Raw genomic sequence first — 17,275 nt, forward strand, 5'->3', positions numbered from 1 at the left:
CGAGGCACCGAGAAGCGCGCATCATCCATACAGAGGGGGTTGGCACCGCTCTATTGACAATGGCGCGGGTCGAGACCAATATTAAACACATGTTTAATATTGGTCTTAACGATGAGCACAGCAACGCCAACACGACGACGCGGACGGCCACGTAACGACGAAGCGGCAAGCCCTTCTATTGATCATTTATTGGAGGCGTCCGCCGCCATTTTCGCTCGCGACGGCTATGACCGCGTATCGCTACGTAAATTGCAAAGCGAGCTCAAGGTTAGCTACACCTTTTTTCACCACTATTTCAGCTCTAAAGAAGCACTGTGGAAAGCGGTGGTCGACAAGCTAGCAGGTGCAACTACCGCTAAAGTGGTCAATGCTTTAAACCACATTGATGACAATCACACAGAGCTGGACGCTCTCAAAGCGGCCATTACGGTCTATATTCGCAGCGCCTTTGAACACCCCGCGATTTACCTGATTTACCAGCAAGAATCCCAATCCCAAGGCCCGCGCTTGGATTATATTTATCAGTCCTATTTTGAATCGCCCTGGCAATACATTCGCGAACTCGTTAATAAAGTGAATCAACATGGCGAGCTAAAACCGATACCGATTGAAACCTTGTTTTTTGTCGTGCAATCGGCAACCGCACCGGTGGTGCAATACCCCTTTTTTCAAAAACTCACCGGAAGCCCCCAGTTAAGCCCGAAACAAATTGAAAGTCATATTCAACAATTTATCGACCTACTGTTTAACGGCTGGCATCTTTAAATAAGGATATAAGCATGAAAACGTCTACTGATTACCTGGAGCTGCCACGTAAAGCTAACCGCCACGTCAACCATATTCCGGGCGACAACGGCGCGCTGCCCATCCTTGGTGACACCGTTGAATTTTTAAAGGACTACCACGGTTTAATTAACCGAAAATATAAGCTTTATGGCCCGATATATCGTAATAATGCGCTCTTGCAGCGCAATATTGCCCTACTTGGGCCAGAGGCCAATGAGCTAGTACTTAAAGACAGCGATAAGATCTTTTCCAGTAAAAAAGCCTGGGACCCCCTCCTCGACAAGCTCTTCCCCAACGGTCTTATGCTGCGCGATTTCGACGTACATCGCTTCCACAGAAAAGTGTTGCAGGCAGCTTTTAAAAAAGAATCTTTGCAAGCCTATTTAGAAACCATGAACCCGAGAATGCGCCAGGGCGTTATCGACTTTCCAAAAGACAACGAATTTGGTTTTAAAGACAGCATAAAAAGCTTGCTACTCAATGTGGCCGCCCAAGTCTTTATGGGCGTGGAAATGGGCAAAGAGGCAGACAAAATCAATAAGGGATTCCTCCACGCCATGGAAGCGTCAATGGCGGTAGTAAAGCTGCCGATACCCGGCACAACCTGGTACAAGGGAATCAAAGGCCGACAAGCCCTAGAGGAGTTTATTCAAAAGCACATCACCGCCAAACGCGCTACAGAAAGCGGCGACTTTTTCTCGCAGTTTTGCCATGCCAAAGACGAAGACGGCAACGAACTCAGCGACGAAGCCGTGCGCGACCATATTATTTTCTTACTATTTGCCGCCCACGACACTACCACTAGCACACTGTGCTCTATCATTTACGCAATCGCCAAAAACCCCGAATGGCAAGACATACTGCACAGCGAATATCAGCAAATCACCCGTGATGACTTGCAGTACGATGACTTACCTAAGCTGGAAAAAACGGGCTTGGTAATGAAAGAGGCCCTGCGGATGTACCCCCCCGTCCCCGTAATCCCGCGTCGCACCATTAAAGAAACCGAAATCATGGGCTACCGTATTCCGGCCAATACCGGCATCGGTGTATCCCCCCTATTCACCCATTACATGGCAGAATGGTGGACTGAACCTCAAAAATTTGACCCCGAACGTTTCTCCGCAGAACGCGCCGAGCATAAAAGGCACTTCTACCAGTGGATTCCCTTTGGTGGCGGTCACCACAAATGCATTGGTCTCAATTTTGCTGAAATGCAAGTAAAGCTTTTTCTGTTCCACTTGCTTCGCAACCACACCATTAGCGTAAAGCCTGGCTATAAAATGCAATTTAATGTTGTGCCAATCGTATTTCCAACGGACGGACTGCCAATACAGATTAATAAACGCAAAGCGTAAATTCAAACAGACGATAGCGTGACGATAAGTCACCGAGTATATAATTGTGCTGGCGCATCCTTTTCATGCAACATTGCGCCGGTACTTTATACTGCACCACCAAAATAGACTTGGGGCGCGGAAAACGATTATTGTTATCAGGACAGCAATAACAATTACATACAACATAGAGGTATGATTTTGTCTCCGCCTATCCGTCGCCTAGCACTCATCCTCGTGGTACCACTCCTGCTATTTAGCGCCGCCATCGCTTACTATTATGCAAACCTGGGCTTCACCTCTACTGACAACGCCTATATCAGACAGGACAAAATTTCGATTAGTGCCGAAGTGGGTGGCATTATTGTTGATGTCGCGGTCCCAAGAATAGATCCCCTTGCCGCTGCCGACCACCTTGGCGATACCGGGCTTGCCGCCTTACAATTGCTAGATATGGAAATTCAGCGGCAAGCGGCAATGATCGCCTATTTAGATAATTTCTACGCCATGACCATCTTCATATTCGGCGTTGCATTACTACCGCTATTACTTAAACCCATATTCCTCAATAATCACGATTTAGAAGGCCGAGATGACAACTAACGCGCTTTACACAGATCTGTCTGGCTATTACGACCTAATGTGCGCAGACATCGATTACCAAGCCCAAAGCAACTGCATGCGCAGACTACATCAGATCTTCGGCAACAATGGCAAAAAACACCTAGACTTAGCTTGTGGCACCGGTCCTCATGTTCAGCATTTCATCTATTTTGGCTACCAGAGCAGGGGCCTAGATATTAACCAGCCGATGCTTGATCTCGCCCAGCAGCGCTGCCCGGCAGGCAATTTCAGCCTGCAAGACATGTGCAATTTTCAGGTAGATGACGCCCCTGATTTAATTACCTGCTTTTTATACTCCATACACTACAGCAGCGATATTACTCAGCTTAAATCCTGTATTGCGAGCACCCACCGCGCGCTAGCATCTGGCGGTGTCTTTTGTTTTAACACGGTCGATAAAAACAAAATTGATTCCAGCGCTTTTGTTCGCCATACCGTCGAACACCATGGCAGCCACTTTACCTTCAGCTCGGGTTGGCGATACAGCGGCCGCGCCAACCAGCAGTCCCTGCGCCTTAAAATTGAAAAAACCACCGGCGCGCATACCGAAACATGGCAGGACGAACACCCCATGGTCGCCGTGACGTTTGACGAATTACAACAGCTGCTGCAGCCGTATTTTGATGTGCATGTCTTCGAACATGATTATGAAAAACTCGTCCCCAGTAATACCCCTTCCGGCAATGCTATTTTTTGTTGCGTCAAAATATAAACCATCACCAGCCTCACAACCGAGCCATTCCCGCTAAACGAGATTTCTGCTATTATCCGTCAGCAATACCTAAGGGGTGGCTAGCGCCTGAGATGCAATTGAAACCTACAATGCAAACCCTTGAACCTGATCCGGTTAATACCGGCGTAGGAATAGGTGAGTAATCCTCTTCACGTCGCACACCGGGTCTCTTTCACATCAGTTTCACCCGAGAGAGAACCATGAATCCCCTAATTGTAAAAACACCTCTACGTCACGCTATTGGCTTTGTGGCCTGCCTTAGTAGCGGGCTGATTAGCGCGACTGAGATATCAAAATTAGAAGAAGTGATTGTTAGCAGTCAGTTTCGCGACACCAGTTTGCTTGACCTTGCCAGCAGCGTCAGCGTATTTGACCAAAGCACTATCGATGCGCGCGGCGCGAGTAATATCGAACAACTGTTTAATATGGCACCAAACGTAAATTATTCGGCGGGGGCATCGCGGGGACGCTTCTTTCAAATTCGCGGCATTGGCGAACGCAGTCAGTTCATTGACCCAGTAAGCCCCTCGGTCGGGCTTATTATCGACGGCATTGATTTTAGCGGCCTAGGCCTGGCAGCCAGCACCCTAGACATTGGCCAAATAGAGATACTGCGCGGCCCTCAGGGAACTGAATACGGCGCGAGTGCCCTAGCGGGACTCATTAGCATGCACAGCAGCGCACCCTCGGCATTGCCGATGGCAAAAATTTCAATAGAAGCCGCCCAATACAATAGCCACAAACTCGGCCTCGTCACCAGCGGCCCCCTGAACGAAAAAATAAGTTATCGCATTGCCGCCCAAAACCAGCAGTCTGACGGCTATATTAAAAATCGATACCTAGATCGCGACGACGTCAACAATATCGACGAATCAATCTTGCGCGGCAAATTGCGCTACCAAGCGAGCGACGATTTGCAGTTAGATTTCTCGCTGCTCTACCTCAATGCCGACAATGGTTACGACGCCTTTTCCCTGAACAATACACGCAACACCTTGTCCGACCAGCCCGGCCACGACCGCCAAGAAAGCGTGGCTGGCTCGGTTGTCGCACACTGGTCAGCAAACCCCCTGTTTAGTCTTGAGTCCACACTGAGTGCCGCCAACTCAAATACCGAATACGGCTACGACGAAGACTGGACCTATATTGGTTACCACCCTGACGAATACAGCTCCACGGACAACTACCAGCGCAATAAAGACAATATCAGTGCAGATTTTCGCTTTATATCGACCGAGCACGCCAAACTACTGAACGACAGCAGTAGCTGGGTGCTTGGCGCCTATCTGCGTAAAGATAGCGAAGACCTAAGACGCAACGGCAGCTTCACCAGCGAGTTCAACACTGAAAACTTCGCACTCTACGGCCAACTTCGCAGTAGCCTCAGCGACACCCTTGAACTCGTCAGCGGACTTAGGATTGAGCAGCGCAATGCCGACTATGACGACTCACTCGCCGTTACATCGAGTAACGATGAAGAGTTGTGGGGGGGCAACCTCACCCTTGAATACCACTACCATAACGACAGCCTGCTCTACGGCACGATCTCCCGAGGCTATAAAGCGGGGGGCATTAATGGCCGAATCATTTCCGCATCGACGGCAAATTCAGAAATCACAGCCGATATGTATGAATTTGACACCGAGCACATGCTGAATTACGAATTGGGTTTCAAGGGCAGCTGGCTCGACAATCGCCTGCAGGCCCAAGTCGCGGCATTTTACCAAGATCGCAGTGACGTGCAGGCCAAGCAATCGATATTTGACCCCAATAATTTTTCCTTTGACGACTATCTGAGCAACGCTGCCAAAGGCAAAACGACAGGACTAGAAGTAGAGATGAATTATCTCGCCAGTGACGCCGTTCGCCTTTTTGCAGCAGCTGGCTGGTTAAACGCGGAGTTTAAGGATTTCACTAGCATTACTCATGTCGATGCTAAAGATGACAATACGGGTACAGCGCTACCGCCAGTTAATATGGACGGCCGAGAAGTTGCCCACGCCCCCCATTATCAATTCTTTATTGGCACCGAAATCGCCCTCATCAATAATCTAAGTTTACGGATAGAGCTTGAAGGCAAGGACGAATTCTATTTTTCTAATAGTCACAATGAGAAATCACTGCGCTATGAAATGGTCAACGCGCGCCTAAGCTACCAAGGCAGCAATTGGGACCTGTCGCTATGGGGACGCAACCTAAGCGACGAAGATGTCCAGACTCGTGGTTTTTACTTCAGCAATGCCTTTGGTAACGACCCGGCCAAAGGCTACGCACCAGAGACCTACTACCAGTTAGGTGAACCACGAATTGCGGGCATCTCGGCTAACTACCGCTTTTAAATTTTATCGGGCGACTGAGTGTCGCCCTACTTACCCTATAAGAACATGAGAAAATCATATGAAACTCTCTGTTGAAATCAGCATGTACCCACTGAAAGACATCTACATTCCGGCGATTCAAGACTTTATCGACCGCCTAAACTGCCACACCAATTTACAGGTACTCACCAATACCATGAGCACCCAAATATTTGGTGACTACGAAGTGGTAATGGATGTCATAAAACAAGAAATGCGTAAGTCTTATGAACAATTTGGGCGCGCCATTTTCGTCTGCAAATTTATTGACGGGAACTTAAGCCCGGCCACACACCATGCTTAACACCGAGACAATTACGGCCATTAAGGACGCAGCTCAGAGCATGTCGCTATGGGAATTAGTCGCGGTTATATTGGCGCTGGCGTATTTAATCCTCGCCATGAAAGAAAAGAATAGCTGCTGGTATGCTGCTTTTATCAGCACGGCAATATACCTGTTTTTATTCTGGGACGTGAGTTTATTAATGGAGTCGGCATTACAGGTATTTTACCTAGTTATGGCCGTCTATGGCTGGTGGCAGTGGCGACATCACTCAGATAAGCAACAAAACCTTAGCATCCATTGCTGGCCAATCAAAACTCACCTATTGGTGATTGCCGTCGTTGGACTACTGACCTTAATTTTTGGCTACGGACTAGCGCAAAAATCCCACGCAGCCCTACCCTACCTAGACTCCTTTACCACCTGGGGCGCAGTCATTACCACCTATATGGTAACCCGCAAAGTACTGGAGAATTGGATTTATTGGATTGTAATAGACGGTGCTTCGGTCTATTTATATATCGACCGAGGCCTCTACCTCACCGCGCTGCTATTCATGCTCTACGTGGTACTCGTGGTCATCGGTTTCTACCAATGGAATACGCTCTATAAACAAGAACGGCATGACCATGCCGCAGGCTAATATTATTCCCAACGATTGGTGGCGCTGGAGCGACAGCCAGCCGGTTATTATTAAGCCCTTGCTTGGCGGTTTAACCAACCTAAATTATTTAATCAGCGTTAAGCAGGAGCTGTTTGTATTGCGTAAAAACTCGCCCATAAGCGAAGCGCTCAATTTAAATCGCTGCGCCGAGGCCAAAGCACTGAGCCGCGCCGATGAAGCCGGACTCTGCGCGCCATTAATATATTACGATGACCAACATCAGTATATGGTCAGCCGCTATCTGGGCGATAAAACTTGGTCCGCCAGTATTGATCATGATTTATCTTTACTCGCCAAATTACTTCGCGGCATTCACCAATTACCTGGTATCGATGCAGACTTAAATGTAGAACATAAAATCAGCTGCTACTGGCAAGCAATCGACGCCAACGCAACATTTACCTGCGAATTAAAATCACTCGACTCAGCTGCTAGTGCGCATATCACCAGCGCCAAGGCGCTCAATAACGGCCACGCGCTCTGCCACAACGATTTATTACGCTCTAACCTTATCATGAACGATAAGCACGCCTTATATGCCATAGACTGGGAGTACGCAGCTATGAGCGATCCTTTTTATGAATTGGCCGTGGTAATTGAAGGCAATAGTTTAAATACCCAGCAACAGGAACGCTTGCTAGTAAATTACCTAAAACGCCAGATCACCCAAGAAGATTGGCAGCGACTGCATCACTGGAAAATCATCTATGACTATCTTTGCCTACTTTGGTATGGCGTTCAGTATTGCGGCGGTGCAATGAGTTCAGCCGATATTGCAAAGGATATCGAGAAGCAAATCCATCATTTACATGCACGCCTCGCGGGTAAATAGGCGGGCACAAAATCGTCTTAGCAAGGCACTGACTAACATTGCAATTGACATTCAGCTAATGATTCTTTGTCGAGATATTTAATCGTAGCGGTATTGAAATTTAGGTCAACAAACAGATGGCAATAATATTCACCATGACGCCACGCCATCGCCACGCTGGAAGCATTAGAGTAGCCAAGCTCAAAATGACCATCAAATGCCGGGTAATTGCTTCTAAAGCGCATTAACGCCAAGAGCCGCTGCACCACCGGCTGCGCCACCGCCTCATCAATTTCCGTCATACTGTAAAAATGCCGATTAATATCACGCAACTCGCCTGTTGCTTCCATTAGTTCATTGTCATTGCAGCCCGCCAGCAAGCCTACATAATACACTTGAGGAATCCCCGGCGTAAAAAATTGAATCGCCCTCGCCGCCAAATACGCGTCGTCATTGCGCATTAAGGCATCGTAAAAAGTACAGGTTAACTGGTAGATAGCGCCAACGCTGTGAATATTGGCAGCCGAGCGACGCAGTATAGGATCAGCACTGCGGCTGGAGATATTGTCGATTAAAGCGCGAATTTTATCATCAGGCAAAACACCTTCAACATCGGGAATACAGATACCGTCGTGAGTATCGAGCACCGTCACCAAATTGCGCGGACACATTCGCAGCCAATTTTTTAAGTACACGCTATTCGCATCCAGCAGCGAAAATAGCAGCAGCGGCGGCAAAGCAAAGCCATAGGGATGCATATTGCGACGGCTTATGGCGTATTGATAGCTACTGTGGTCATGTACTTCAGGCAAGACCTCAGCACCGTGTAACTGGGCAACACCATTAATCCAATCCAGATTGCGATACACATCGGGCTCCACCAAAAAGCAGCTGGTGCCAATACGCTTGGTGGTATAACCAAAAGCATCTAGCCTAAATAACTTCACGCCCCGCTGTGCCAGAAAACCAATATAGCTTTCCATTAGCTGATACGTCAGTTCAGACTCGTAATTCAAATCAATCTGATGTTCCGTAAACGTACACCAAACTCGACCTGTGCCACCGTTGGCAAAGTCCACCCGCCGAAAAGGTTCCTTCTCTTTACGAATATGAATTTTCGCCAAATCATCTGGGCTTATTTCACCAAACGTATCAACGTGCACAAAGAGGTCCGCGTATACCGAGTCATAGCCATTGGCGATAAAATCCTTGAACTCGACCGATTCATCTGAAATATGGTTTACGGTTACGTCACAACATAGATCGTATTTTGCCGATATTCGTTCAACATCCGCCCAATCGCCGTAGTCAGAATCGACTTCCTTATGGGTTAATGGCGAGAATCCAGCGTCGGCGTTTGAGGGAAAAAAGGGCAAAATATGCACTCCGCCAATAGCGTCGGAAAAATGCCGGTCAATGACGGTGTATAAATCCTTTAGATTATTGCCCAGACGATTAGGATAGCAAATCATCTGTACTGCATTGCGTAATGCCATACGGCGTCTCCAGCCTCGGAAAAAATAAATAAGCAGCGCGTGCCCACGGCAAAACTGCTCTTGGTGACACCACAAGGCTTTAAATAATAATATTTAACACTAAATCACGTCGGGCATCAGCTCCCTAAGTGTGGTCTCATCGGCAGACCTGCGACACGCGTCCACAGCCGCCATAAACTCATCACCCCAAACTTTTATGTCATTGTGGCGAACAACGTCGTAAGCCTCACGCATTCTACTTCGAGCTTCGTCACGGTTAAGGTTTAGTGCAAAGTAGCAGGTTTGCACTAGCTCATTACGATCATGAGGGTTCGCCAAAATTGGGCCACGTAATTCTGCCGCCGCCCCCGCAAATTCAGATAGAACTACAACTCCAGCGCCGTCAGTCATACCTTGGGTAGCAATATATTCTTTGGCTACCAGATTAAGACCATCGCGCAAAGGCGTAATCCACATCACATCCGCCATACTGTAATAGGCCACCAACTCAGCAAAGGGCAAGCTGCGAAAGAAAAATTGCAGTGGCGTCCAGCCCACTTTGGCGAAGCGACCATTTATACGACCTACCGCCTGCTCAATTTGTTGCTGTAAATCCCGATAAATTGTCATTTCGCTGGCGGCGGGCACACAGACCATCATCAAGGTGACTTTATCGTGGAGATCAGGGTGGTCTTCCAGTAAACCTTCGTAGGCCTCAAGCTGCTCTAATATACCCTTGGTGTAATCGAGTCGACCCACTGACAAAATCATGCGGGTGCCGTGTAACTCCTCCCTGAGTTCAAGCATTCGCCGCTGCACTTTTGCATTGCTTAGCGCGTCCCCCACCCGTTTAAGGTCCAATCCAACTGGATGCGCCCCCAAACAAATCCGACGATCATTGACTTGAATCTCAGTACTCATTTCATCTAAACCCACCGCGCAGCCATAGCTCAAAAAACGCGGCGCGCAGCTCATTTTCTCCGTTACTATTAAGGGCGTTACGCCGCGAGCAACATCAACAAAATTCTCACTCTGGCGAGGAATATGAAAGCCAATATAATCGCACTGCAATAAGCTGCCAATAATATCTCGACGCCAAGGAATAACATTGAACACGTCCGCCGACGGAAAATAGGTATGGTGAAAAAACGCAATGATCACATCAGGGCGAATCTCGCGTAAAAATGCCGGAACCATCCATAAATTGTAATCGTGTATCCACACCGTTGCGCCTTCAGCAGCCTCGCTGGCGGCCACCTCAGCAAAGCGCCTATTCACATTCAGAAAAACCTGCCAATGATCCTCTCGAAAGGTCGCGCGTTCCCAGAAGGTATGCAGGGTTGGCCAGAAGGCTTCTTTAGAGAACTTTTTATAAAAAATATCCATTTCGTGTGTTGTTAAGGCCACACGTGCGGCAAGCAAATTGGGGTAGCGTGCGGCATCTACTTCGGTGTGAGTTTCAAATTTAGCGTCACCTTCTTCATGAATTGACCAAGCAACCCAAGAACCCGCGCGACCGTCGGCAAAAAAGCTCATCAAGGTTGGAATAATGCCATTGGGTGAGCTTGGTCGGCGACGAATAGTCTCACCATTTTCGCGAAATTCTTCATAGGGCAGTCGGTGATAAACAATCACCAAATCAGACTTCCCCGGCACCAAGACATCGCGCTGTTCAGCAGCCATGCCCGCCGCGCCTAAAAAGCCAAAATGTTCTATCGCTTGTAAAATACCACCACAACCAGTCTCCTCAGCGTGGTAAACCCGCGCCTTATTTTCGGTCGCGCTTAATAAGGCGGGTTCAGACTCGCCAACGCAAACACCAATAAAGCCGTGTTCGTACATGGACAAATCATTCAGGGTATCACCCGCAACTAAGACATCTTCATCGTCTATGCCCAGTTGCTCGACCAGACCCCGCAAAGTAGAACCCTTATTCACGCCCTTGGGTAAAATATCCAGATACAAACCAGCCGAATACAGCAGATCACAATCCAGTCCACTGACGGCCGCCTCAAGCTCGCCGCTAATCGCTTCGGCATTACAAAAGAAGGAGTAACGCCGTTCCTGAGGAACATCCTGACGCTGTAAATTGGCAATATGGCTTACCGCAGATTCAACCACATGGTCACCGGGCCAGCGCTTATCAATGTCACCCTGCAGCGGTTGAATGGCTTGCTGAGTGTGGCCATCGACCACCGTACAGCCCACGTCACAAATAATATAATCCGGTTCGGGAATCATTGGGTCAGAGAGCAGCGGCAATACCGACTCCAGCCCGCGGCCGGTCACAAAAGCGAGTTTAATTTCTGGGTGCGCCGCAATTAATCGATAAAGTTTAAGGCGATAGTCATTATCGCCAGCTAGAAATGTACCGTCTAAATCCGTAGCTAAAAGCATTAAAATCACCTGCGTATGGACACAGAGCCCAGCTCCCACCAGACTCCGGGTGCTGTTATAAAATTTTATAACACCAACGACGACACTGGCAGTGCACTAAGTGTTTGCTAGTGCCGTCTACGTTGCAGTTCAATGAGCATGCAGATTCTGTGCCGACAAAAAACAAGCCGATTCGACCAAAAGCACCAAATTGCCGATACACTGGCTTGTTAAGCGAGTTTTAAAATTTAGGTAAATTTCATGAAAAAATTATTTTTTTCATGAAATTTATGCGATCCAGCACCATAAACTGCGCAACCGCACCAATGTGGCTCATTTCAAAGCACTTAAAAAATTTCAAATGAAGATTTGCCCCAACGCAAAAGCTATGCCACAGTAAAACCGTGATGTCTAAATATTGGTTGAATACAATCGCCGCCGCACAGACCTTGCGCCGCGACTTACACGCCCACCCCGAGCCGAGCTGGCAAGAGGTTCGCACTGCTGAAACAGTGCAAAACACCCTTAGCCAACTCGGCATTGCGTGGCGCAAATGTGCCGGAACGGGCACCATCGCCACACTGCAAGCCAACAGCAAAATGGCTACATCTCACAGCAAACATATCGCGCTGCGCGGCGACATCGACGCCCTACCGATTATTGAGCAAACCGGTCGCGACTGGTCGTCGACCCAGTCGGGCTGTATGCACGCTTGTGGCCACGATGGCCACACCGCCACACTGCTTGCCACCGCGCGTTGGTTAAAACACAATGAACAAAGCTTAACTGGCCCTGTCACATTACTATTCCAACCAGCAGAAGAAGGCGGGCACGGCGCGAGAGAAATGATTAATGAAGGCGCACTAGACGGCATCGACGAAATTTATGGCTGGCACAACTGGCCTGCGATTCCCTTCGGGAAACTGGTGTGTCCCGACGATATTGTTATGTGTGGCAACGGGACCTTTACGATAACGGTGACCGGCAAGGGCGGTCATGCCAGCCAACCAGAACTGTGCCGCGATCCCGTACTCGCCGCCAGCGCCATTACCCTAGCGCTGCAACAAGTTGTCAGTCGCCGCCTCCCCCCACAACAGGCAGCCGTCGTTAGCGTAACCTCCTTCATGGCTGACAGCGGGGCAACCATTATTCCCCAGCAGGCGATCTTGAGTGGCAGTATTCGCATGCCAGACCAGGCGAGTCGCGATCAAATCAATGCCCTAATCACCGAGATTAGCCAGCACACCGCACACAGTTACGGCGTGGCGTGTAAGGTCGAAATAACTCCCCGCTACAACGCCACCATCAATCACCCAGCGCACGCTCAGCATGTTCGCCAGCTTTGGCAAGAAAGCAATGGCAGCGATTCACTGCACTTAAATATCCGCACGCCGATCATGGCCTCGGAGGATTTCAGCTATTATCTTCGGGAAATTCCCGGCGCCTTTGCACTCATTGGTGCGGACGATGGCGACGAGCATCATCAAGTGCCCTGCCACAGTCCCCACTACGATTTTAATGACCGATTAATCCCTCTGGTGACCAATTTGTTTTCTCGCCTCTGCGGCGTGACGACGCCCGAAAAACCTGCACAAACCATCTAAAAATAGCATCGCGACGGACATTATTTACAAGAAGGAGAGCACGCATGAGTATTTTTGAGCAACGCGAATCAAACATCCGCGCCTATTGCCGAGTGTACCCTGTGGTATTCGACAAGGCCGTGAACGCGCGCCAAACCGACGAGAACGGCAAACAGTACATCGACTTTTTTGCAGGTGCTGGGGTCTTGAACTTTGGCCACAACAACCCGCGCATGAAAAAGGCCCTGATCAACTACCTTGAATCCGACGGTGTTACTCACAGTTTGGACATGCACACCACCGCGAAGCGGGCGTTCATGGAGCGCTTCGTTAAAACCATTCTTGAACCCCGGAATATGGATCATAAAATGCAATTTATGGGGCCAACCGGTACCAACTCGGTTGAGGCAGCCCTCAAAATTGCTCGGCGCGCCACTGGCCGCCAAGAAATAGCGGCCTTTACCCACGGCTTTCACGGCATGACCTTAGGCGCCTTGGCCTGCACCGCCAATGCCTATTTCCGGGGCGCGGCAGGCGTACCACTAAATCATGTATCACATCACAAATTTGGCTGTACAGCGCATCTTAAACAGTTGGCAAGCTACTATAGCGACGCGTCTAGCGGCTTCTCGCCACCTGCCGCATTTTTAGTTGAAACCATACAGGCGGAAGGCGGCGTAAACGTAGCCAGCAGGGAATGGTTACAAGCGCTGGCGAAGCTCGCTAAAGACATCGGCGCCCTATTAATTATTGACGACATCCAGGTCGGATGTGGCCGCACTGGCAGTTACTTTAGCTTTGACGATATGGGGCTCGACCCCGACATTGTGTGCCTCGCCAAAGGTGTTGGCGGTATGGGCACACCCATGGCCCTCAACCTAGTTAAGCCCGATATCGACAAGCACTGGTCCCCCGGCGAACACACCGGCACATTTCGCGGCCAGTCACTGTCCTTTGTCGCAGGGAGCGAGGCGCTCGGCTATTTTGAAGACAGTGAACTCATGACTGAGGTCACCCACAAAGGCGCACTCATGGCGGGCGCACTAGCGCCACTTGAAAAGAACATTAAGGCGATTACCGTGCGTGGCAAAGGCATGATTCTCGGCTTAGATGTGGGCAGTGGTGAACAAGCTAAAGCAATTGTAGACGCGTGCTTTGCCGACGGACTACTGATTGCCAGCTGCGGCACCGGTGGCCGCGTGGTTAAATTAATTCCACCGCTCACCATTCCCCACGACGACCTCCAGCATGGACTCGATATCTTGGTGAACAATACCAGCAAAGTGATGGAGGCCACCGCATGATTCAACGCGACGACATGACCTTTCCTTTCGAGGAATACCAGAATCGCCTCGCGGCGCTGCGGCTGCGAATTGCCGACCGACGCTTAGATGCCGTGGTGATTTCTGACCCAGAGAACATCATGTATCTCACCGATTACCAAACCACGGGGTACTCCTTCTTTCAGGCCTTAGTTGTGCCCTTAGAAGACGAGCCCTTCATGATCACGCGCGCCATGGAGGAGTCGAATATTATTGCCCGCACTTGGGTAGAGCGCACGCGGCCCTACCCCGACACCGGCGACGCGATACAAATGCTGGTAGATGCCCTGCGCGAATTTGGCCTTGCCAAAAAGCGCATTGGCTACGAGCGCAATAGCTATTTTTTTCCGGCTTATCAACAAGATCGCGTACACACCACGCTGACCGAGGCCAAACTGCTCGACTGTTTTGGCATTGTTGAGCAGGGCCGCATCTGCAAATCACCTGCAGAAATTCAGCTTATGCGCAAAGCGGCCGTAGCCACTGAAGCCGGGATGCAAGCAGGTATCGACGCATGCCAACCGGGTGTAAGCGAAAATGAAATTGGCGCCGCCATTAGCGCTGCAATGTTCCAAGCGGGCGGCGAGCCCCCAGCAGTAATGCCCTACGTCACCTCCGGCCCCCGTACCATGATCGGTCACGCCACTTGGGAGGGCCGCACCATGCTGCCCAATGAGCATGTTTTTTTAGAAGTTGGCGGCTGTTATCGTCGTTACCACACTGCCATGATGCGCACCGTTGTATTGGGCAAACTCAGCGACTCTATGCACCATGCCCAAGAGCGGATGAAACTGGCACTGCACGCAGTGCACGACAAAGTGCAACCGGGTATGACGGTCTCTGACGCCGATAACTTAGTGCGCAATATTATTTCTGAAAATGACTGTGGCGCCAGGCTTATCACCCGCTCCGGCTATTCCATTGGTATCGCCTTTCCGCCCAGTTGGGATGAAGGCTATATCGTCAGTCTCAAGCAAGGCGAATCAACGGTACTACAGCCCGGTATGACCTTCCACATCATTCCCTGGATGTGGGGCGTAGACGGCGACAAAACCTGTGGAATTTCTGACTCAATTTACATTACCGACACCGGCTGCGAATCCTTTTTCACTATGGACCGCGATTTCACCGTAAAGCCCGAGCAGCCTGAACCCGCTCTGCTAGAATTTGACGAAGCACGTAAAAACAAACGGGAGCGAGCCGAAGCCAGCACCAGTAGCGACAAGGCCAAAGCGAAAAGCGGCGAGTAATCATTCACAACGAGGTAGCCATGCTAACAGCGACAAACCCCTGCACCGGAAAAGTCATAGCCGAATACCCCACATTGAACAGTAGCGAGCTCCACGAAAAAATTGGCGACGCCGACCGTGCCGCCGACCAATGGCAGGCCACCAGTATCGAGGAGCGCGGCAAAATACTGCGCGCAGTAGCAACAGAGCTCCGCGTGCAAAAAGACGCCCTGGCTAAACTCATGGCCTTAGAAATGGGCAAACCCATTCTCGAAGGCGGCCCAGAAGTTGAAAAAGCAGCGGGCTGCGCCGAATACTACGCCGAGCACGCCGCAGAGTACTTGGCGCCGCAAACCCTACCCTCAGACGCCAGTATCAGCTATGTGTGCCATCCACCGCTGGGCACCCTACTTGGCATACTGCCGTGGAATGCGCCGCTGTGGTTGGCCTTTCGTTACCTTGCGCCCGCGCTCATGGCAGGCAATACCTGCGTCATGAAGCACGACCCCAATGTGCCCGCCTGTGCCGCCGCCATCGCCAACGTCTTTACGGATGCCGGTGCCCCAGAAAATATTGTGGTTAACATTGCGATCGACAATAGCACCATAGAAACCGCCATTCGCGACCCCCGCATTGCCGCCGTGTCGTTTACGGGCTCGGGCAATGCTGGTCGCATTGTTGCCGCCATTGCAGGCTCCGAAATCAAACCAACCGTGCTTGAACTCGGGGGCTCCGACCCGTGTATTATTCTCGCCAACGCCAATTTAGATGCCGCGGCAGACGTTGCCACCCTGTCGCGGATGATCAATGCAGGGCAATCTTGCATAGCGGCAAAGCGTATTATTGTCGAAGACACCGTATACGATACCTTTGTCGAAAAGCTGCACTCCCGAATGGCAAAATTCAAAACCGGCGACCCACTGCTTCCAGATACCCAAGTCGGCCCTATTGCCAGAGAGGACCTGCGTCAAAATCTGCATCGCCAAGTAACCGAAACCATTAGCGCTGGCGCCAAATGTCTACTCGGCGGGGAGCTCAGCAACGGCCCAGGGTTCTTTTACCCGCCAACGCTATTAGTCGATGTAACAGAGGGTATGTGCGCCTTTAAAGAAGAAACCTTCGGTCCCGTCATGGTCGTGATCCGCGCCGCCGATGTTGAAGAGGCCGTGCAACTCGCCAACGAAACCCCCTACGGACTTGGCGCGGCGGTATGGACCAACGATGCCAAACTCGCCACCAACATTGCCAACCGCCTAGAAGCGGGCCAAGTGGCCATAAACGGTATTGTTAAAACCGACTCGCGGCTGCCTAGCGGTGGAGTAAAAAGCTCTGGCTATGGCCGCGAATTGGGGCCCCACGGTATTCGAGAGTTTGTAAATACGAAGCAAATTTGGGTGAAGTAAAGCTAGGATATCGCCCCTATAAAATAAATGGGGGCGAATCGATTTTCACAGCAAAAACCAAAGCGTCATTTACTTTATTTCCGCGACGTAGATTGTATTAAAATACAGAATGCCACGCTTAACATAAATAGTAACATCACTCCCGACACTGCAATTTGAAACACTTGATATTAAGTAACTTCCTGACCTTGTTTTAATGGTTGCGTGTGAATGGGCTTCGGCGCTTTTCCCACCAAGAACAGCACATTTTTCAATAACGCCGGTCATTACTTTTAAGGTTTCTCCGTTCGCA

15 protein-coding genes and 1 riboswitch are annotated in these 17,275 nt (G+C 50.0%); of the genes, 12 read left to right on the forward strand and 3 right to left on the reverse strand.

Annotated features, from left to right (window positions below):
• The first annotated feature begins 111 nt into the window (after positions 1-111).
• The 8 genes from ABYP33_RS05150 to ABYP33_RS05185 all read left to right on the forward strand — a co-directional run bounded on the left by ABYP33_RS05150 (position 112) and on the right by ABYP33_RS05185 (position 7,616).
• Entirely contained in the window at positions 112-765 is a 654-nt protein-coding gene (locus ABYP33_RS05150) for a TetR/AcrR family transcriptional regulator (protein ID WP_373089065.1), read from the forward strand.
• A gap of 14 nt (positions 766-779) precedes the next feature.
• Positions 780-2,144: a cytochrome P450 gene (locus ABYP33_RS05155; protein ID WP_373089067.1), complete on the forward strand. Its 1,365-nt coding sequence runs from the start codon at positions 780-782 to the stop codon at positions 2,142-2,144.
• Between the two features lie 180 nt (positions 2,145-2,324).
• Positions 2,325-2,726, forward strand: a complete 402-nt coding sequence (locus ABYP33_RS05160) for a hypothetical protein (RefSeq protein WP_373089069.1) — start codon at positions 2,325-2,327, stop codon at positions 2,724-2,726.
• Positions 2,716-3,459, forward strand: a complete 744-nt coding sequence (locus ABYP33_RS05165) for a class I SAM-dependent methyltransferase (protein WP_373089071.1) — start codon at positions 2,716-2,718, stop codon at positions 3,457-3,459. Before ABYP33_RS05160 ends, ABYP33_RS05165 begins: the two co-directional genes overlap by 11 nt.
• A 62-nt stretch (positions 3,460-3,521) precedes the next feature.
• Positions 3,522-3,629: riboswitch (TPP riboswitch) on the forward strand.
• A gap of 51 nt (positions 3,630-3,680) precedes the next feature.
• On the forward strand, positions 3,681-5,819 hold the full coding sequence (locus ABYP33_RS05170) for a TonB-dependent receptor (protein ID WP_373089073.1): 2,139 nt from the start codon (positions 3,681-3,683) through the stop codon (positions 5,817-5,819).
• A gap of 58 nt (positions 5,820-5,877) precedes the next feature.
• Complete coding sequence (locus ABYP33_RS05175) at positions 5,878-6,141, forward strand: YkoF family thiamine/hydroxymethylpyrimidine-binding protein (protein WP_373089075.1); 264 nt, start codon at positions 5,878-5,880, stop codon at positions 6,139-6,141.
• Positions 6,134-6,763 (forward strand): nicotinamide riboside transporter PnuC, encoded by a 630-nt coding sequence (gene pnuC, locus ABYP33_RS05180; protein ID WP_373089077.1) that lies wholly within the window; start codon positions 6,134-6,136, stop codon positions 6,761-6,763. The genes ABYP33_RS05175 and pnuC overlap by 8 nt, the downstream gene beginning before the upstream one ends.
• A complete protein-coding gene (locus ABYP33_RS05185) occupies positions 6,750-7,616 on the forward strand; it encodes a choline/ethanolamine kinase family protein (protein ID WP_373089079.1) in 867 nt (288 codons plus the stop codon). Before pnuC ends, ABYP33_RS05185 begins: the two co-directional genes overlap by 14 nt.
• A 32-nt stretch (positions 7,617-7,648) precedes the next feature.
• Here the strand turns inward: ABYP33_RS05185 and gtfA are convergent, their stop codons facing one another.
• Positions 7,649-9,091, reverse strand: coding sequence for a sucrose phosphorylase (gtfA, locus tag ABYP33_RS05190; protein ID WP_373089081.1), 1,443 nt, complete (start codon positions 9,089-9,091; stop codon positions 7,649-7,651).
• A 99-nt stretch (positions 9,092-9,190) separates the two neighbouring features.
• Positions 9,191-11,467, reverse strand: coding sequence for a glucosylglycerol-phosphate synthase (gene ggpS / locus ABYP33_RS05195; RefSeq protein ID WP_373089083.1), 2,277 nt, complete (start codon positions 11,465-11,467; stop codon positions 9,191-9,193).
• 386 nt (positions 11,468-11,853) lie between these two features.
• Here ggpS and doeB2 point away from each other — a divergent pair, with 386 nt between their 5' ends.
• Genes doeB2 through ABYP33_RS05215 form a run of 4 tightly spaced genes read left to right on the forward strand, consistent with a single transcriptional unit; the run spans position 11,854 to position 16,983 of the window.
• Positions 11,854-13,050 carry a N(2)-acetyl-L-2,4-diaminobutanoate deacetylase DoeB2 gene (doeB2, locus tag ABYP33_RS05200; RefSeq protein ID WP_373089085.1) on the forward strand — a complete coding sequence of 399 codons (1,197 nt, stop codon included), beginning with the start codon at positions 11,854-11,856 and terminating at the stop codon, positions 13,048-13,050.
• Positions 13,051-13,094: 44 nt separating this feature from the next.
• Positions 13,095-14,333 (forward strand): aspartate aminotransferase family protein, encoded by a 1,239-nt coding sequence (locus ABYP33_RS05205; RefSeq protein ID WP_373089087.1) that lies wholly within the window; start codon positions 13,095-13,097, stop codon positions 14,331-14,333.
• Entirely contained in the window at positions 14,330-15,601 is a 1,272-nt protein-coding gene (gene doeA, locus ABYP33_RS05210; RefSeq protein ID WP_373089089.1) for an ectoine hydrolase, read from the forward strand. Before ABYP33_RS05205 ends, doeA begins: the two co-directional genes overlap by 4 nt.
• A gap of 20 nt (positions 15,602-15,621) precedes the next feature.
• Positions 15,622-16,983, forward strand: coding sequence for an NAD-dependent succinate-semialdehyde dehydrogenase (locus ABYP33_RS05215; RefSeq protein WP_373089091.1), 1,362 nt, complete (start codon positions 15,622-15,624; stop codon positions 16,981-16,983).
• Between the two features lie 69 nt (positions 16,984-17,052).
• On the opposite strand, the gene ABYP33_RS05220 is transcribed toward ABYP33_RS05215, so the two are convergent.
• Positions 17,053-17,275, reverse strand: a 223-nt coding sequence (locus ABYP33_RS05220; RefSeq protein ID WP_373089093.1) for a hypothetical protein, incomplete at its 5' end; no start/stop codon positions are given.

Source organism: Zhongshania sp., assembly GCF_041584495.1.
Classification (GTDB): domain Bacteria; phylum Pseudomonadota; class Gammaproteobacteria; order Pseudomonadales; family Spongiibacteraceae; genus Spongiibacter.